The organism is Paraburkholderia caffeinilytica (assembly GCF_051027425.1).
GTDB classification, from domain to species: Bacteria; Pseudomonadota; Gammaproteobacteria; order Burkholderiales; family Burkholderiaceae; genus Paraburkholderia; species Paraburkholderia caffeinilytica_A.
The window spans coordinates 342704-358737 of sequence record NZ_CP186552.1; the positions used below are offsets into that span (position 1 = coordinate 342704).

At 61.8% G+C, this 16034-nt stretch carries 17 protein-coding genes; 12 read left to right on the forward strand and 5 right to left on the reverse strand.

Features of this window, described 5'->3' with window-relative positions; translation table 11 throughout:
* Window positions 1–201 precede the first annotated feature (201 nt).
* From ACOSV0_RS01490 to ACOSV0_RS01500, 3 genes are read left to right on the forward strand one after another with little or no spacing between them, the layout of a single operon-like run.
* Window positions 202–1431, forward strand: coding sequence for a D-alanyl-D-alanine carboxypeptidase family protein (locus tag ACOSV0_RS01490; protein WP_434108261.1), 1230 nt, complete (start codon window positions 202–204; stop codon window positions 1429–1431).
* Window positions 1432–1444: 13 nt separating this feature from the next.
* Window positions 1445–2401 carry a D-amino acid aminotransferase gene (locus ACOSV0_RS01495; protein WP_434108263.1) on the forward strand — a complete coding sequence of 319 codons (957 nt, stop codon included), beginning with the start codon at window positions 1445–1447 and terminating at the stop codon, window positions 2399–2401.
* A complete protein-coding gene (locus ACOSV0_RS01500) occupies window positions 2373–2642 on the forward strand; it encodes a DUF493 family protein (protein WP_434108265.1) in 270 nt (89 codons plus the stop codon). The genes ACOSV0_RS01495 and ACOSV0_RS01500 overlap by 29 nt, the downstream gene beginning before the upstream one ends.
* Window positions 2643–2713: 71 nt before the next feature.
* On the opposite strand, the gene ACOSV0_RS01505 is transcribed toward ACOSV0_RS01500, so the two are convergent.
* Entirely contained in the window at window positions 2714–3682 is a 969-nt protein-coding gene (locus ACOSV0_RS01505; RefSeq protein WP_434108266.1) for a transcriptional regulator GcvA, read from the reverse strand.
* Between the two features lie 98 nt (window positions 3683–3780).
* Between ACOSV0_RS01505 and ACOSV0_RS01510 the strand changes: the two genes are divergently transcribed.
* The 3 genes from ACOSV0_RS01510 (at window position 3781) to lipA (ending at window position 6061) form a co-directional block, all read left to right on the forward strand.
* Window positions 3781–4107, forward strand: a complete 327-nt coding sequence (locus tag ACOSV0_RS01510) for a DUF2917 domain-containing protein (RefSeq protein WP_093645639.1) — start codon at window positions 3781–3783, stop codon at window positions 4105–4107.
* A gap of 207 nt (window positions 4108–4314) precedes the next feature.
* Window positions 4315–5040 carry a lipoyl(octanoyl) transferase LipB gene (gene lipB / locus ACOSV0_RS01515; protein ID WP_434108267.1) on the forward strand — a complete coding sequence of 242 codons (726 nt, stop codon included), beginning with the start codon at window positions 4315–4317 and terminating at the stop codon, window positions 5038–5040.
* A gap of 13 nt (window positions 5041–5053) precedes the next feature.
* Window positions 5054–6061 (forward strand): lipoyl synthase, encoded by a 1008-nt coding sequence (lipA, locus tag ACOSV0_RS01520; protein WP_434108268.1) that lies wholly within the window; start codon window positions 5054–5056, stop codon window positions 6059–6061.
* Window positions 6062–6178: 117 nt separating this feature from the next.
* Here lipA and ACOSV0_RS01525 read toward each other — a convergent pair whose 3' ends face one another.
* Window positions 6179–6313 carry a hypothetical protein gene (locus ACOSV0_RS01525; protein WP_281370241.1) on the reverse strand — a complete coding sequence of 45 codons (135 nt, stop codon included), beginning with the start codon at window positions 6311–6313 and terminating at the stop codon, window positions 6179–6181.
* Between the two features lie 54 nt (window positions 6314–6367).
* Window positions 6368–6955, reverse strand: a complete 588-nt coding sequence (locus ACOSV0_RS01530; protein ID WP_434108269.1) for a hypothetical protein — start codon at window positions 6953–6955, stop codon at window positions 6368–6370.
* A gap of 133 nt (window positions 6956–7088) precedes the next feature.
* Here ACOSV0_RS01530 and tauA point away from each other — a divergent pair, with 133 nt between their 5' ends.
* Genes tauA through ACOSV0_RS01545 form a run of 3 tightly spaced genes read left to right on the forward strand, consistent with a single transcriptional unit; the run spans window position 7089 to window position 9825 of the window.
* Window positions 7089–8111: a taurine ABC transporter substrate-binding protein gene (gene tauA, locus ACOSV0_RS01535; protein WP_434108270.1), complete on the forward strand. Its 1023-nt coding sequence runs from the start codon at window positions 7089–7091 to the stop codon at window positions 8109–8111.
* A gap of 41 nt (window positions 8112–8152) precedes the next feature.
* On the forward strand, window positions 8153–8959 hold the full coding sequence (locus ACOSV0_RS01540) for a taurine ABC transporter ATP-binding protein (protein WP_434108271.1): 807 nt from the start codon (window positions 8153–8155) through the stop codon (window positions 8957–8959).
* Window positions 8960–8991: 32 nt separating this feature from the next.
* A complete protein-coding gene (locus ACOSV0_RS01545; RefSeq protein ID WP_434110364.1) occupies window positions 8992–9825 on the forward strand; it encodes an ABC transporter permease subunit in 834 nt (277 codons plus the stop codon).
* Window positions 9826–9940: 115 nt separating this feature from the next.
* Here the strand turns inward: ACOSV0_RS01545 and ACOSV0_RS01550 are convergent, their stop codons facing one another.
* On the reverse strand, window positions 9941–10624 hold the full coding sequence (locus ACOSV0_RS01550; protein ID WP_434108272.1) for an HAD family hydrolase: 684 nt from the start codon (window positions 10622–10624) through the stop codon (window positions 9941–9943).
* 239 nt (window positions 10625–10863) lie between these two features.
* On the opposite strand from ACOSV0_RS01550, the gene ACOSV0_RS01555 reads away from it, so the two are divergent.
* Complete coding sequence (locus tag ACOSV0_RS01555; RefSeq protein WP_434108273.1) at window positions 10864–12531, forward strand: Na/Pi cotransporter family protein; 1668 nt, start codon at window positions 10864–10866, stop codon at window positions 12529–12531.
* 137 nt (window positions 12532–12668) lie between these two features.
* Here the strand turns inward: ACOSV0_RS01555 and ACOSV0_RS01560 are convergent, their stop codons facing one another.
* Complete coding sequence (locus tag ACOSV0_RS01560; protein ID WP_434108275.1) at window positions 12669–13439, reverse strand: DeoR/GlpR family DNA-binding transcription regulator; 771 nt, start codon at window positions 13437–13439, stop codon at window positions 12669–12671.
* A gap of 556 nt (window positions 13440–13995) precedes the next feature.
* Here ACOSV0_RS01560 and ugpQ point away from each other — a divergent pair.
* Together ugpQ and ACOSV0_RS01570 are read left to right on the forward strand one after the other, a co-directional pair.
* Window positions 13996–14781, forward strand: a complete 786-nt coding sequence (gene ugpQ / locus ACOSV0_RS01565) for a glycerophosphodiester phosphodiesterase (protein WP_434108276.1) — start codon at window positions 13996–13998, stop codon at window positions 14779–14781.
* Window positions 14782–14879: 98 nt separating this feature from the next.
* Window positions 14880–15992 (forward strand): ABC transporter substrate-binding protein, encoded by a 1113-nt coding sequence (locus ACOSV0_RS01570; protein ID WP_434108277.1) that lies wholly within the window; start codon window positions 14880–14882, stop codon window positions 15990–15992.
* Window positions 15993–16034: the final 42 nt, after the last annotated feature.

A 16034-nucleotide genomic window follows, 5' to 3' on the forward strand; every position in this document is an offset into this window, starting at 1 on the left:
ATCGCCCACCCGGCAGTTCGCGCGACGCGTAGCCTCTTTGCGCGCGCAGCGGTGCTGGATGAGAGGCGTGCTGCGCGAACCGATCGCGTGGCCGGAAGTCCAATGGGCGCCGCGCCGTTTTTTACGGCCTGACGCTCGCCGACCGGCTCCTCCAAACTATGCGCCCTGCGCGCGATGTATTTTTCCGCACGAATCGACCTTATGCGTTTCTCCACCTCCGGCCGCACGTCATTCCCGTCAGTTTCTTCTTTCGTTCCCCCTACGCTTAGCCGTGCCGTGACTCTCGGCATCGTGCTGCCGGCTACGCTCGTTGCCAGCACGGCATTCGCGCAAGTGCCGCCGCCCGCGGTGAATGCGCGTTCGTGGGTGCTCGTCGATGCAACCAGCAATCAGGTGCTCGCCTCGGGCAATCCCGACGAACGCGTCGAACCGGCCTCGCTGACCAAGCTGATGACCGCGTACCTCGTCTTCGAAGCACTGCAGACGAAGAAGATCACGATGGACCAGACCGTGATGCCGAGCGAAGCAGTGCGCCGCGTGAAAACCGACGAGTCGCGCATGTTCATCGAGGCGAACAAGCCGGTGACCGTGCACGATCTGGTGTACGGCATGATTATCCAGTCGGGTAACGACGCGGCGATCGCGCTGGCCGAACTGGTGGGCGGCAGCGAGTCGCAGTTCGTCAACATGATGAACACCGAAGCGCAGAAACTCGGCATGAAGAACACGCATTTCGCCGATGTGAACGGCATGCCCGACCCGCAGCACTACACCACGGCGGGCGACCTCGCGGTGCTGTCGGCCCGTCTGATTCGCGATTTCCCGGACTACTACAACATTTTCTCGGTCAAGGAATTCACGTACAACAAGATCAAGCAGCCGAACCGCAATCGTTTGCTGTGGATCGATCCGACGGTGGACGGCCTGAAGACCGGTCACACGCAAGCCGCCGGTTATTGCCTGATCGCCAGCGCGAAGCGTTCGCTGCCGGGCACGACCGACGGTTCGCGCCGCCTGGTCTCGGTAATGATGGGCGAGGTCAAAGAACACGACCGCGTGCAGGACAGCCTGAAGATGCTGAACTACGGTTACACCGCGTATGACACGGTGCGTCTGTACAAGGCGAACCAGGTACTGGGCACGCCGCGCGTCTACAAGGGTGCGCAGGACACCGTGCAGATCGGCGTGAAGGGCGATCAATACATTACCGTGCCGAAGGGCATGGGCGACAAGGTGAAGCCGCAGATCGAGCAGATCGATCCGCTGATCGCACCGATCGCGAACGGTCAGCAGGTCGGCACCGCGAAGCTCGTGGCCGACGGCAAGGTGCTGGCGCAATTCCCGGTGGTCGCGTTGCAAGCCGTGCCGCAGGCCGGTGTGGTCGGCCGTGTGTGGGATTCGCTGATGCTGATGTTCAACAAGAAGAAATAAGAGTTCGATTGCGATGACCGCTGTTTCCGATGTTTCGCTCGACCCGATCGTTTATCTGAACGGCGAGCTGGTGGCCTTGTCCGAAGCGCGCGTGCCGGTTCTCGACCGTGGCTTTATTTTCGGCGACGGGATTTACGAAGTCGCGCCGTTGTATCCCCACGCGGGCGGCCGTACGGCGTTTCGCTTCGGGCATCATCTGGCGCGCCTCGCGCGTTCGCTCGATAAGATCGGCATCGTCAATCCGTTCGACAACGCCGGTTGGCGCGAGCTGATCGAGCGCGTGGTCGCGGCCAATGAAAAGGACGCGGGCCTGCGCGCCGATCAGGACGCGATTGCCTACGTTCAGATCACACGGGGCGTCGCGAAGCGCGGTCATGCGTTTCCGGCCGGTGTTCAGCCGACCGTGTTCGTGATGGTCACGCCGCTGAACCTGCCGGATGCTGCCCAGCGCGCGCAGGGCGTGCGCTGCGTCACCGCAGAAGACCGCCGCTGGCTCAATTGCGACATCAAATCGGTCTCGCTGCTCGGCAATGTTCTGATGGCTCAGTACGCGGCCGAAAACGACGCGTTCGAGACGATCCAGTTTCGCGACGGCATGCTGACCGAAGGTTCGTCTTCGAATATCTGGATGGCGAAGGACGGCGTGTTGTATGCGCCGCCGCGCAGCCACAAGATTCTCGAAGGGATTCGCTACAGTCTGATCGAGGAACTGGCGAGTGAGTGCGGCATTCGCTTCGAAGCGCGCGAGATCGCCGAAGCCGAGCTGCGTGCCGCTGACGAGATTCTGGTCAGTTCCGCCACCAAGGAAGTGCTGCCGGTCACGCAACTCGATGGTCAGCCCGTTGGTAGCGGCAAGCCGGGTGCGGTGTTTGCGGCGTTGTACGCGGCCTATCAGCGTGCCAAGGCCAGGGAAGCGCAAGAAGCGCAGCAAGGAGTAGAAAGTGAATCCCGCGAAAGAATCATTGCTTGAGTTTCCGTGCGATTTTCCCATCAAGATCATGGGCAAAACGCATCCCGAGTTCGCCGAGACGATTGTCACGGTGGTTCGGCAGTTCGATAACGAAGTCGACCCTGCTCGTGTGGAAACGCGGCCTTCCAGCGGCGGCAATTACACCGGTTTGACGGTTACGGTGCGCGCCACGAGCCAGGCGCAGCTCGACGATATCTACCGCGCGCTCACCGGGCATCCGATGGTGAAAGTGGTGCTTTAAAGCGCAGTTCGAGCGGGCGCCGACTCTGACTTTGGCGCCCGCACTGCAAGCCGTTCCAACGATGCCTCGTATTACGGCGCGACGTGCAATGCGTCCGCCGCCAGATCTGCGCTTGCTCCAGGTCCCTCCTCGCAAGCGCGCTCGAAAAGCTGCTTGAACCGTCCCACTTCTTCGAATACCCAATCGCGGAACGCTTTGACTCGCGCGGTTTCGAGCATCTGCGGCGGGCAGATGAAGTAGTACTGCCACGGGCTGGGTCCATCCACGTCGAATAGCCGCACAAGGCGGCCTGCTGCGATCTCGTGCATCGCCAGCGAACGGCGTGTCAGCGCGATCCCCTGACCGTCGATGGCCGCCTGCAGCAGATTCGACGAATCCTGATACAACACGCCACGCTTCGGTTCCGGCCAATCGGTGAGTCCGGCGGCGTCGAACCACGGGCGCCAGAGTTCGTCGTCCGAGCGTAGCAGTGGGACCTTAGCCAGATCGGCGGGCGTTTGCGGCAGCTTGCCGCCGTTGAAATTCGGCGCGCAGGCCGGAAAGAAGATCTCCTCCAGCAACAACTCCGCATGCAACCCCGAATATTTGCCGTAGCCGAAGCGGATCGCCACGTCGACGTCGTCACGCGCGAAGTCTGTTAACGCGTTGGTGGACAGCAGTTCGAGGTCCCACTGGGGATGCGCCTCGATAAAGCTGCCGATGCGCGGCGTCACCCAGCGCGCGGCAAATGAGGACAGCATGGACACGACCAGGCGCCGTTCGCGGTCGCCGGCGCGGATTTCGCGGGTGGCGTCGGCAAGCGACATCAGCGCGGTGCGTACGCGCGTGGCATAGCGGCGGCCCGTGTCCGTGAGCCGTACGCGCTTGCCGTCCCGGGCAAACAGCGTGATGCCCAGTTCGGCCTCCAGCGCGCGAATCTGGTGACTGACGGCGCCGTGCGTGACGAACAGTTCGTCCGCCGCGCGCGAGAAGCTCTCGTGGCGGGCGGCGGCTTCGAACGCCTTGACGGCATTCAGTGGAGGTAATTGCCGGAGGTCCATCGCAATATTTCTCACATAAAGGTGAAAATAGATCGTTTTGCGTAAACCCTTGCTACGCCTAGGATTGTAGTCGTGAAACGAATTTTGGCGAGGGCATCATGCGAGAAATTTCCTCTAGCATCGGCTTTGAAATCCGCAACGGCGAAACCATTCCTATGAAGGTAGCACGCAGCACCAAGCTGGTCGTGCACGGCGGCGCGGTGTGGGTCACGCGCAGCGACGATACCGAAGACTACTGGCTGCAGCCCGGGCACACGCTGCGGCTGCGGCGCGGTGAACGCCTGTGGTTGAGCGCCGAAGGCAGCACGCACGCGAAGGTCGCGTTTTCGGTGCCGACGCGCTGCGATGAACGTGCGTTGAACTGGCTCGCGCGGGTCGGCGAACGGTTGGCGGCCCGGATGCGTGGGGGCTGGCGCACGGTTTGAGCGCGGAAGGGGCGCTGCGGTGCTGCGGAGGCGCGTCGCGGGAGATGAGTGGCGCTCCAGGCGGAACAGCGCGGTATTGGAAGACGCCCTGACCAGAACGACGCTGCAGCAAAACAGCGTTCCGGCGTGAATTCGCAGTGACGCAGCGGCGCCCGGGCGAAGCCAGTTCCGGCGGGGATTCCCAGATTTCGGTAAACTGTCGAAATCATGTGCGCCACCCCGGTTTCCCCGTCTCCCTTGCCTGCCACGGCGCCGCTTACGCTGCGCTGGCTCCGCAACGAACCCTATAAAGCCAGTTTCGAAGCGATGCGCGTGTTCACTGACGCGCGCACCGCCGATACCCCCGACGAAATCTGGCTGGTCGAACATCCCCCTGTATTCACGCTCGGCCAGGCCGGCGACCCGGCCCATCTATTGGCCGCCGACAGCGGTATTCCGCTTGTCAAGGTCGACCGGGGCGGACGGATCACGTATCACGGACCCGGACAGGTGGTGGCCTACCTGCTGCTGGACCTGCGCCGGCGCAAGCTGATGGTGCGCGAGATGGTCACCCGGATCGAGCAGGCCGTGATCGACACCCTCGCGGCGTATAATCTCGCCGGAGAACGCAAGGCGGGCGCCCCCGGTATCTACGTGGCGCCCGGGCCGGACGCCGGGTTGCATGCCGGTGCCAAGATCGCCGCGCTGGGTCTGAAAATCCGCAACGGCTGCAGCTATCACGGCGCGAGCCTGAACGTGAATATGGACTTGCGGCCGTTTCTGGCCATCAACCCATGCGGCTACGCGGGGCTCGAAACAGTCGATATGGCAACGCTGGGCGTTGCCGCAGGCTGGGACGACGTGGCCCGTACCTTTGCAGCATGTCTCACCGCAAACCTCGACGGCAGTCCCGCGGCCGTCGCCCAACCGCAGGCCGGTGCTCTCACCGCCTGACTGGACCGAACGAATGACTGACGTTACCGCGAACCTCGCAGCTTCTCCTGTTCCTGATGCCGCGCCGGCCACCGCCGCTGCCTACGACGCCACCGCGAAGCAGAAAGCGCAAGCCAAAACCGCCCGTATTCCCATCAAGATCATTCCGATCGAAAAGCTGAAGAAGCCGGACTGGATTCGCGTCAAAGCGGCCACCGGCAATTCGCGCTTCTACGAAATCAAGCAGATTCTGCGTGAGCACAACCTGCACACGGTGTGCGAAGAAGCGAGCTGCCCGAACATCGGCGAATGCTTCGGCAAGGGCACCGCGACGTTCATGATCATGGGCGACAAGTGCACGCGCCGCTGCCCGTTCTGCGACGTGGGCCACGGCCGCCCCGATCCGCTCGATGTGGATGAACCGGGCAACCTGGCTCGCACCATCGCTGCGTTGAAGCTGAAGTACGTGGTGATCACAAGCGTCGACCGCGACGATTTGCGCGATGGTGGCGCAGCTCACTTCGTGGAATGTATCCGTCAGACGCGCGAGCTGTCGCCGGAAACCCGCATTGAGATTCTGACGCCGGACTTCCGCGGCCGTCTGGATCGCGCGATCGGCATTCTGAATGCCGCGCCGCCCGATGTGATGAACCACAATCTCGAAACGGTGCCGCGTCTGTACAAGGAAGCGCGCCCCGGTTCGGACTATGCGCACTCGCTGAAGCTGTTGAAGGACTTCAAGGCGCTGCACCCGGACGTCGCGACCAAGTCAGGTCTGATGGTCGGTCTCGGCGAAACCGAAGAAGAAATTCTGCAGGTGATGCGCGATCTGCGCGAGCACGACGTGGACATGCTGACGATTGGCCAGTATCTGCAACCGTCGGAACACCATCTGCCGGTGCGCTCGTATGTGCATCCGGACACGTTCAAGATGTACGAGGAAGAAGCGTACAAGATGGGCTTCACGCACGCAGCGGTGGGCGCGATGGTTCGCTCGAGCTACCACGCCGATCTGCAGGCGCATGGAGCCGGGGTGGTTTAAACGGTTTAGTGTGTTGTCAGTTTGAAAATGCAAAGCCCGCACATGTTGCGGGCTTTGTTTTTTGGGGTGCGGGGGGGAGCGGTTCAGCAGTTCCGCCTTGCGATCTACCTGCGTTGCCTAGCGGTAATGACGCGCGAGCAGACTGCAAGTAACGGATATCACTCCGCCGATGATCGTGAACGGGTAGAGAAAGAGGATAAAGCGATGGCGCAGTGCGCGGTCTTCGATGAGGCGGTCGATCAAGTTGGGCATGTTGGATCTCCTTGAGACTGGGACAAAAAGTATAGCTCAGAGTATCAAATTTAGTTAGGTAAACGAATAATGAGATGCGGAAAAGGAGACCGCGACGATAACGGTTATGAGCATCGAGAACCACATCAACCAACTGTCGCGCTCCTGTTCTCCCGCGTGACGCGCTGGACGAACCGCTGCGTCGGCCGCACCCAGGCATACCAGGACTGACGCTGCGACGATGAAGAGCACATGCCAGAGAAGTGCCGCCAGCATGAGCACTAACGTGCTGTGCGTCGGCGCTTCGCTCAAAGCATTACCAATCTCGTAGCACGCGCTCGCACACATCGAAATGACGACCCAGAAAAGCTGGCCGTCCTGAATGGATCGCCGCGTGATACCGCGCGCCGCGTGCCGGTAGTAGCGCGAAAAATTCAACAGAGGAAGCAATGCAACCGGCGCAAATACAGGCACGGCCACATTGAAGAACAACCAGCTCAAGCGGATAAGAAAGTCGACCATAGGAATACGAATTGAAAGTAATCCGTTGATCATGCCGCTGCCGCGAAAGCGCGACAATCCGCCGAATGGCCAGCTTGCATTGAGACGCACCAATCCACCATCATCCGCTTGAACCGATCCACTGCCGATCAAAACAGTCACACCGATCCAACTCAACGTGAAAAGCAATGCTCGAACAGCGTCATTAGCAATTGCGGATTAATTAGAACCGTCCGTGGACAAACTCCCTATAGTCGAAAGCCTCCCAGACAACACACACTAAAGGGGCTTCCCGATGAACCGCTTCCTTCGCCCGCTCGCCGCGTTTGCTACGCTGCTCGCGCTGTCCGCGTCGTTTTCTTCCGCGGCACACGCCGACACCAAAGAAGTCGTGATCGCATATCAGGACATGGTTGTGCCATGGCGTTATGCGCAGGCAACTGGCGAAGTGGAAAAAGCCACCGGCTACAAGGTCACCTATCGCAAGCTCGGTAGCGGCGCCGACGTGATTCGCGCGCTGGCATCCGGCTCGGTGCAACTTGGCGAAGCGGGATCGAGTCCGATCGCAGCCGGGCTGTCGCAAGGCGTCGATATTTCGCTGTTCTGGATTCTGGACAACATCAACGATGCCGAAGCGCTGGTTGCGCGTGACGGTTCGAATGTCACCAGTGTCGCCGGTTTGAAGGGCAAGAAGATTGGCGTGCCGTTCGTGTCGACCTCGCACTTTCACACATTGGTCGCCTTGCAGAACGCCGGCGTGAATCCGTCCGATGTGAAGATCGTGAATCTGCGCCCGCCTGAAGTTGCGGCGGCGTGGGAGCGCGGCGACATCGACGCGACCTACATCTGGGACCCTGTACTGGCGAAGGTGAAGAAAAACGGCAAAGTGCTGATCACGTCGGGTCAGGTTGCGCAGCAAACGGGCAAGGCGACTTTCGACGGCTTCGTCGTCGACCGCAAGTTCGCTAGCCAGAACGCGGAGTTCGTGGCGCGCTTCGTGAAGGTGCTGGCCGCGACCGACGCGAGCTACCGCGATCACACGTCGGCATGGACCGCGACATCGCCGCAGGTCGAAGCGGTTGCGAAGGAATCCGGCGCCACCGCACAGGAAGTACCGGCGAGCCTCGCACTGTATGCATTCCCGACGCCGGCGCAGCAGGCCTCGAATGCGTGGCTTGGCGGCGGTGCGCAATCTGGCGCGGCTAAATCGCTCGCCGCGACCGCTGCGTTCCTGAAAACGCAAGGCACGATTCAGAACGTGCTGGCCGATTACTCGACCGGCGTCGATCCGCAGTTCGTGCAGCGTGCGGCGCATTGATTTTTGAGCATGGTCATCCATCAGCTTCATGAGGCACGGCGATGAGCGGTCTTGAGATACGAGGGTTGCATGTCGCCTACGAAGGCGCGCGCGGCGCGGCGCCGCACGTCGCGCTCGCGGACGTCGATCTGCGCATCGAGCCGGGTGAGTTTGTCGTCGCGCTGGGTGCGTCGGGTTGCGGCAAGACCACCTTGCTGAACTGCATCGCCGGTTTCATTCAGCCGACCGGAGGTGAGGTGCGCCTGAACGGTGAGCCGGTGCTTGGGCCCGGCGCGGACCGCGGTGTCGTGTTCCAGAAGTACGCGCTGATGCCCTGGCTCGACGTGCTCGATAACGTCGCACTTGGCTTGCGTTTTCAGCGTGTGCCGAAGGTGGAGCGTGAGCGCATCGCGCTGGAGATGCTGGCGTTGGTCGGGCTCGAGAAGCATGCACGCTCGCGGGTCTATGCGCTGTCGGGCGGCATGCAGCAGCGCGTGGGCATTGCACGCGCGCTGGCAAGCGATCCGCAAGTGCTGCTGATGGACGAACCGATGGGCGCGCTCGATGCGATGACGCGCGAGTCGATGCAGGAACTCGTGCTGGACGTTTGGGGCCGCACCCGCAAGACGGTGTTCTTCATTACGCACAGCGTGGAGGAAGCCTTGTTTCTGGCGACCCGTCTCGTCGTGATGACGCCGGGGCCGGGCCGTATCGCCGAGAGCTACGATCTGCCATTTGCGCGGCGCTTTCTTGAGACTCGCGATGCACGCGAGGTCAAGTCGTCGCCGGAGTTCATCGAATGGCGTGAACGGCTGGTGCGCCGTCTGCACGAACGGACTGAGCGAGATCAGGAAGAGGTGTTGTCGTGACGGCTTCGCGCGAATCTTTGAGCGACGTGTCGCTGACCCAAACCGGCGAACCGCCGCGGCGCAAAGCGCGGCCGGTACGCGGCTGGCGCTTACCGGGCGAAGGTCCGACCGCGGCGCTGAGCGCTGTTTCGGTCACGACGCTCGCCGCGCTGTGGTGGTTCGCCACGCATCTGCACTGGCTGCCGCCGCTATTTTTGCCGACGCCCGAAGCCGTTTGGGCCGCGTTTCTGGACGCCTGGCACGGACGCATTCAAGGCGGCTTGCCGCTCTCCGAGCATCTCGCATGGAGCGCGCTGCGTGTGTTCGGCGCGTTTGCGCTGGCCGCGGTCACGGCGGTGCCGGTTGGAATCTTGATGGGCGTGAGCCGGGTTGCACGCGGTTTGCTCGATCCGCCGCTGGAGTTCTACCGGCCGTTGCCGCCGCTTGCGTATCTGCCGCTCGTGGTGATCTGGTTCGGTATCGACGAGACGGCGAAGATCGTCGTGATCTACCTCGCCTGTTTCGCGCCAATTGCGATGGCGGCGCGTGCCGGCGTGCGCAGCGCGACCATCGAGCAGATTCATGCGGCGTATTCGTTGGGTGGCCGCTTCGCGCAGATCGTGCGCTTTGTGGTTCTGCCGGCGGCGTTGCCCGAGATACTGACGGGTTTGCGGATTGCCATCGGCTTCGGCTGGACCACGCTGGTTGCCGCCGAGATGGTGGCAGCAACCGCCGGTCTCGGTCAGATGGTGCTCAATGCATCGAGCTTTCTGCGTACCGACGTGGTGGTGATGGGCATCGTGCTGATCGGATTGATCGCGTGGCTGTTCGATCTTGGCATGCGTGCGCTGGAGCGGCGTCTGGTGCCGTGGAAGGGGCGTGTGTAGTTAGCGCACGCGAGGCAGCGCCGGTCGCAAGCGGCGGGCAGCGGTTCTGCTACCAGCGGCAAGTGCAAACGGGCCTTTCGCTACGCACTCCGTTCAAGCGAGTCGCAGCCGATTTTCAGCAAAACAATTCAATCACCTGCCAGCCGCGTTCCGTGGCAATGGCGCGCAGACGCGGGTCGGGATTGGTCGCGACCGGGTGCGTGACGCGCTCGAGCAAAGGCACGTCGTTGATCGAATCGCTATAGAACCAGCTCTGCGGAAAATCCTGCAGGCGATGGCCGAGCGAGGCCAGCCAATTCTCGGTGCGTGTGATCTTGCCTTCACGGAACGTTGGCACGCCGACGGCGTTTCCGGTAAAGCGCGCCGAAGGATCACCGCCTTCGGTACCGAGATCGATACCCAGCAGATGCTCGAAGCCGAGCGCCTTGCCGATCGGTCTCGTAATGAACACGTTGGTGGCGGTGACGATGCAGCATAGATCGCCCGCTTCGATATGACGTTGCACGAGTTCGCGCGCGGCCGGCAGAATTGCCGGCGCAATCACATCCCTCATGAATTGCGCATGCCACGCGTCGAGCTGCTCGCGCGAATGGCGAGCCAGCGGCGCCAATGTGTAGTTCAGATAGGCAGCCATGTCGAGCGTGCCGGCCACATATTGCCGGTAGTAATCGTCGATTTCTTCCGCGTGCTGCGCAGCGCCTTCTATGCCCAATCCGGCAATAAAGTGAGCCCACGCCTGATCGCTGTCGAGCGGCAGCAGCGTATGGTCCAGGTCGAACAGCGCAAGGTTGCGGCTCATCCAGAGTCCTCGTGATGTCGTGATGAAGTGGGCAAGCTAAGTGACCGGGCGAGCCGCGCTCCGGACGAAGACCGGCACATGGCAACATAGCAATTCACAGTGTGGCACGAGCGTATATTTAAAAGCACAAAATTACAATAAGGCAAAAATGTGCAACACTACTGTCATAAACACCCCGGTGCCGGTTCGCGCGGCATGCGGTTCGGGTCATGGCAGCAGGAACGGATGCGCAGTGCCTTATGTTGATTCTCCTTAACCTTCTGGCTGGTGTGGCGCTCCTCGTGTGGGGATCGCACATCGTACGTACCGGCATCCTGCGTGTGCTCGGCGCCGATCTGCGCAGTGTTCTCGGGCGCAGCACCAGTAGCCGCTGGCGTGCCTTCTTCGCGGGTGTTGGCGTTACTAGCCTCGTGCAGAGCAGCAATGCAACGGCAGTGATCGTCACGTCGTTCGCCGCACAGGGTCTCCTGCCGTTGACCAGTGGTCTCGCGATCATGCTTGGCGCCGACGTCGGCACCGCACTGATGGCACGCTTGCTCACACTCGATCTGTCATGGCTGTCGCCGATCCTGATCCTGGTCGGCGTGCCGCTCTTTCTGTCGCGCAAGCAAACACGCCTGGGCCAGATTGGCCGTACGCTGATCGGGCTCGGTTTGATCCTGCTGGCGCTGCACCTGATCGTCGAAGCCGCCCAGCCGATGACGCAGGGCGCCGGCGTGCGCGTGATGTTCGGTGCGCTGACCGGCGACACGATGCTCGACGCGCTGGTCGGCGCGGCATTTGCCGTGCTGTCCTATTCGAGCCTCGCGGCGGTCCTGCTGACGGCGACGCTCGCTTCGTCCGGCGTGATCTCATTGAAGGTGGCGCTGTGTCTCGTGATCGGCGCGAACCTCGGCAGCGGCTTGCTGGCGTTGATGGGCACGCTCGCGCAGAATACTGCGGCGCGGCGTCTGGCCATGGGCAGCCTGGCGTTCAAGCTGGCCGGCGCGTTGCTGATCCTGCCGTTCGCGCCATTGCTCGCGCGCGGCCTGCCGGTGCTGATCGCGAATCCTCGCGAAGCGGTGGTCGGCTTCCACGTGATCTACAACACGCTGCGTTGCTGCGCATGCCTTTCGCTGGTCGATCCGGTGGCGCGCATCTGCTCGCGGGTATTGCCGGACCGGCCACAGCCCAACGGCGAATTGCGGCCGCTGCATCTGGATGCCGCAGCGCTTTCCACGCCGACGCTCGCACTCGCGCATGCCGCGCGAGAGGTGCTGCGCATTGGCGACATCGTGCGCACCATGCTCGATAACGTCTCGGGACTGATTCACGACAACAGCCTCGAGAAGGCGCGTGAAACAGTCCGCATGGACGATGACGTGGACGAACTGTATGCGGCGGTCAAAGCCTATCTGACGCTGATCTCGCGCGAGCAGCTCGACGAGGCCGATAGCCGCCGCTGGACCGACATCATTTCGTTGACGATCAACCTGGAGCACGCGGGCGACATCATCGAACGGATCGTCCGCGATATCGAGGAAAAGAAGATCGCGCACCGGCTGTCTTTTTCGGAGGAAGGGCTGGGCGAGCTGGACGATCTGCAGGCTCGGCTCGTCAGCAATCTGCAGCTTGGCCTGTCGGTGTTTCTGAATAACGATCTGCGTTGCGCCGAGCAGCTGCTGGCGGAGAAGGAGCGCTTTCGCGATCTGGAGCGGGCGTATTCATACAAACACCTGGACCGGCTCGCTGGGCAAACCGTGCGCAGCATCGAAACCAGCGCGTTGCATCTCGATCTGATCAGCGACATGAAGCGGCTCAATTCGCTGTTCTGTTCGACGGCTTACCCGGTGCTCGACGCAGCCGGCGCGCTGCACGACACGCGCTTGCGCAAGCGCGTGCTCGACACGATCCATGTGAAGGAATAAGCGGGTCGCAGCTGTTGGCCGCAAGCGCCGCTTACAGGCGCCACCTGCGCATGCTGCACACGGCATGCGCCGCTCGCACCACGCACTTTCAACGCGCTCGTGCGGCATTCGCGCGACGCCTCCAACAGGCTGGCGCCTTAAGCCAGAACGATCTCTTCCAGCTTCCTTTTGAGCGATGCAAAGTCGGCGGCTTCGGCCGCCTTTTTGTTGGTGACGAGCACGTCGATACGATCGACCGGACAGTACGAGATCCGGCTGCGCTGCCCGATCTTGCTGTAGTCGGCGAGGATCACCACGCGGTCCGCGTTGGCGACCATGGCGCGCGCCACTTCGGTTTCGGCGTGATCGTAATTGGTCGCGCCATGCCGGTGATCGACGCCGACCGGCGAGAGCAAGGCCATGTCCGCACGATAGCGCTGGATGTCGAGTATGGTGGTGGCGCCGGTGGTGGCCATGGCGCGATCGCTGATCGAGCCGCCTAGCAGGATCACTTCGTTGGCGGCCTCCGTTTGATCCACGGCGCCGCGCATTTTCATCGCGACGTCGATGGAATTGGTGACGATCGTCAAGTTCGCCAGTTTCGCCAGTTCTTCAGCGAACGCCGCCGTGGTGGTGCCCGCGTCGATGAAAAGTGTCTGGCCGCTCGCAATCAAACCGGTGGCCGCCTTGGCAATCGCCGTTTTGGATTTGACGCGCATATGGGCGCGTTCGGCGATGGGCGCCTCGTCGGCGGGTTTGATCGCGCCGCCATGCACGCGCCGCAGTTCACCGAGTGCTTCCAGGTCGAGCAGATCGCGCCGCACGGTTTCGCGCGATACCCCGAGGTCCGCCATGATCCGTTCTGTCGACACGCGTTGAAGCGTTGACAGCAACGCGCGAATTCTCTGATGACGGTCTTCCTGCCACATGCATTTTTCCTTGGATGCGAACGCGCGTTCACTGGGCTGTTTTTAATGGTGCCATCGTGGACACGGATGTGTGTCCGGACGATGTCAAGCGTACTACTTTAGTCGAATTGTGTTGTATTTTTTTGGCAGCTTGCAAGTTTGTGTATTTCATCTTAGCCTTCGCAGATTGATGCGTGGCGCCTATTTCGAACATGAAATGTTCGAAAAGGAATTGAAATGTCTGATTTCGAGCATTTCGCGGCGTTTTTGGGCAATTTGATTGATCCATGTCGTTGCCATAATAGATCTTGGGATTTGCCGTCCGATCAATTGGCTGTTGCATGCTGCACTGCCTGGAAGTCACACGGTTCGGCATCCTGACAATGGGACTGTCGCGAGCGGAGTGACGCGCGGCATTGGCCGTGTGGCCAGCTACCGCAGCGTTACCCATTAGCGCGATACTACGCGCGGAGCTCGCGCGTAGAGGCTGCAAGGCGCAGTTGTAGCATGGCGGCAGTGGCAACTGGGAACGTGTCGAGAGCATATTTAACCCGCTCTATCTGGAAGGTAACGAGACGTGGGAAACGGGATTGATCGCATCTTATCCGCAGACTGGCCCTATCCGCGGCTGATTGCGCATCGCTGCGGCGGCACGCTCGCGCCGGAGAACACGCTGGCCGGTTTCGACGCGTGCATGCGCTACGGCTACGGCATGGTCGAATTTGACGCCAAGCTCTCGGCCGACAATCAACTCTTTCTGCTGCACGACGACACGCTGGAACGCACGACCAACGGCCACGGCGCCGCGGCTGAACAGACGTGGGCCCAACTGGCCACGCTCGACGCCGGCGCCTGGTTTGGACCGGAGTTCGCCGGCACGCATCTGCCGACGCTTGCCGAAGCCGCCGGGCATTGCGCGCGGGATGGCATTGCAGCCAACATCGAAATCAAACCGTGTCCGGGTCGCGACGAGATCACCGGGCGGCTGGTCGCAAGCGGTGCACTGACTTTGTGGCAAGGGCAGACGCCGCCGCTTTTGTCGTCGTTTTCGTTCGAGGCGCTCGCCGCAGCGCGCGACACTGCGCCCTCCTTGCAGCGCGGCATGCTGTTCGAAGAGGTTCCGGCCGACTGGCTGCGCATCGTGCGGGAACTGGATTGCGTGTCGTTGCACGCGAGCCACCGGTATCTGACCGAACCGCTGGTCGCCGAGATCCGGGCGGCCGGATTGCGCGTGCTGGCCTACACGGTGAATGACCCGGAGCGTGCGCAGTTGCTTGCGCAATGGGGCGTCGACATGATTTGTACAGATCGCATCGATAGACTGGAACACGACATGTTTTCGGCACGGACGAACCCGGACTGAGCATGGCGCGGGTGCGAGCTTGCACAGGCGTGCACCCATAGAGCTAGAAACTAGAAATTTTCCAAACGTAGCAATTTCGGCAGAGGATGGGGAAGACTATGAAGCGCACCGCGTTAGCTCGTTTACTTTCGATGTCGGCCGCTGCGGGTGTCGCCGCAGCCGGCGTGAGCAGCGCTTCGGCCGCGCCGCTCGACGCACTGGTTGCCGCCGCCAAGCAGGAAGGCCAACTCACCGTGATCGCGTTGCCGCACGACTGGTGCAACTACGGTCAACTGGTGGCCGGCTTTCAGAAGAAATACGGCATCAAGATCAACGAGCTGAATCCGGATGCGGGTTCGGGCGACGAAGTCGAAGCCATCAAGGCGAACAAGGGCAACAAGGGCCCGCAAGCGCCTGACGTGATCGACGTGGGTTTGTCGTTCGGTCCGACTGCGAAGGCCGAAGGTTTGCTGCAGCCGTACAAGGTCGCTTCGTGGAACTCGATTCCGAAAGAGTCGAAAGATGCCGACGGTTACTGGTATGGCGATTACTACGGCGTGCTGTCGTTTGAAGTGAACGCCGACATGATCGACAAGGCGCCGTCCGACTGGAGCGATCTGCTCAAGCCGGATTACAAGAACGCCGTTTCGCTGGCGGGCGATCCGCGCACGGCCAATCAGGCGATCCAGGCTGTGTTCGCCGCAGGCCTGTCGCAAAGCAAGGGCGACGTGAGCAAGGCCGACAAGGCCGGCCTCAAGTATTTCGCCGATCTGAACAAGAACGGCAACTTCGTGCCGGTGATCGGCAAGGCTGCATCGCTCGCGCAAGGCACCACGCCGATCATTGTGCGCTGGGACTACAACGCGCTGGCCGACCGCGACACGCTGAAGGGCAATCCGAAAGTGCAGGTGGTGATTCCGAAGACGGGCGTGGTTGCCGGTGTGTACGTTCAGGCGATCAGCGCCTACGCGCCGCATCCGAATGCCGCCAAGCTGTGGATGGAATACCTCTACTCGGACGAAGGCCAGATCGGCTGGCTGAGCGGCTATTGCCACCCGATGCGCTATAACGAACTGGTGGCGCAGAAGAAGGTGCCGCAAGCGCTTCTCGACAAGCTGCCGCCGCCGTCGTCGTACAAAAACGTGGTGTTCCCGACGTTGTCCCAGCAAGACGCCTACAAGGACACCGTCACGAAGCACTGGGACGAAACGGTCGGCGCGAACGTCAAGTAGTCGTCGCGGCGCAAGCGGTTGCGGCGGCAGTGGGGCAGCGAT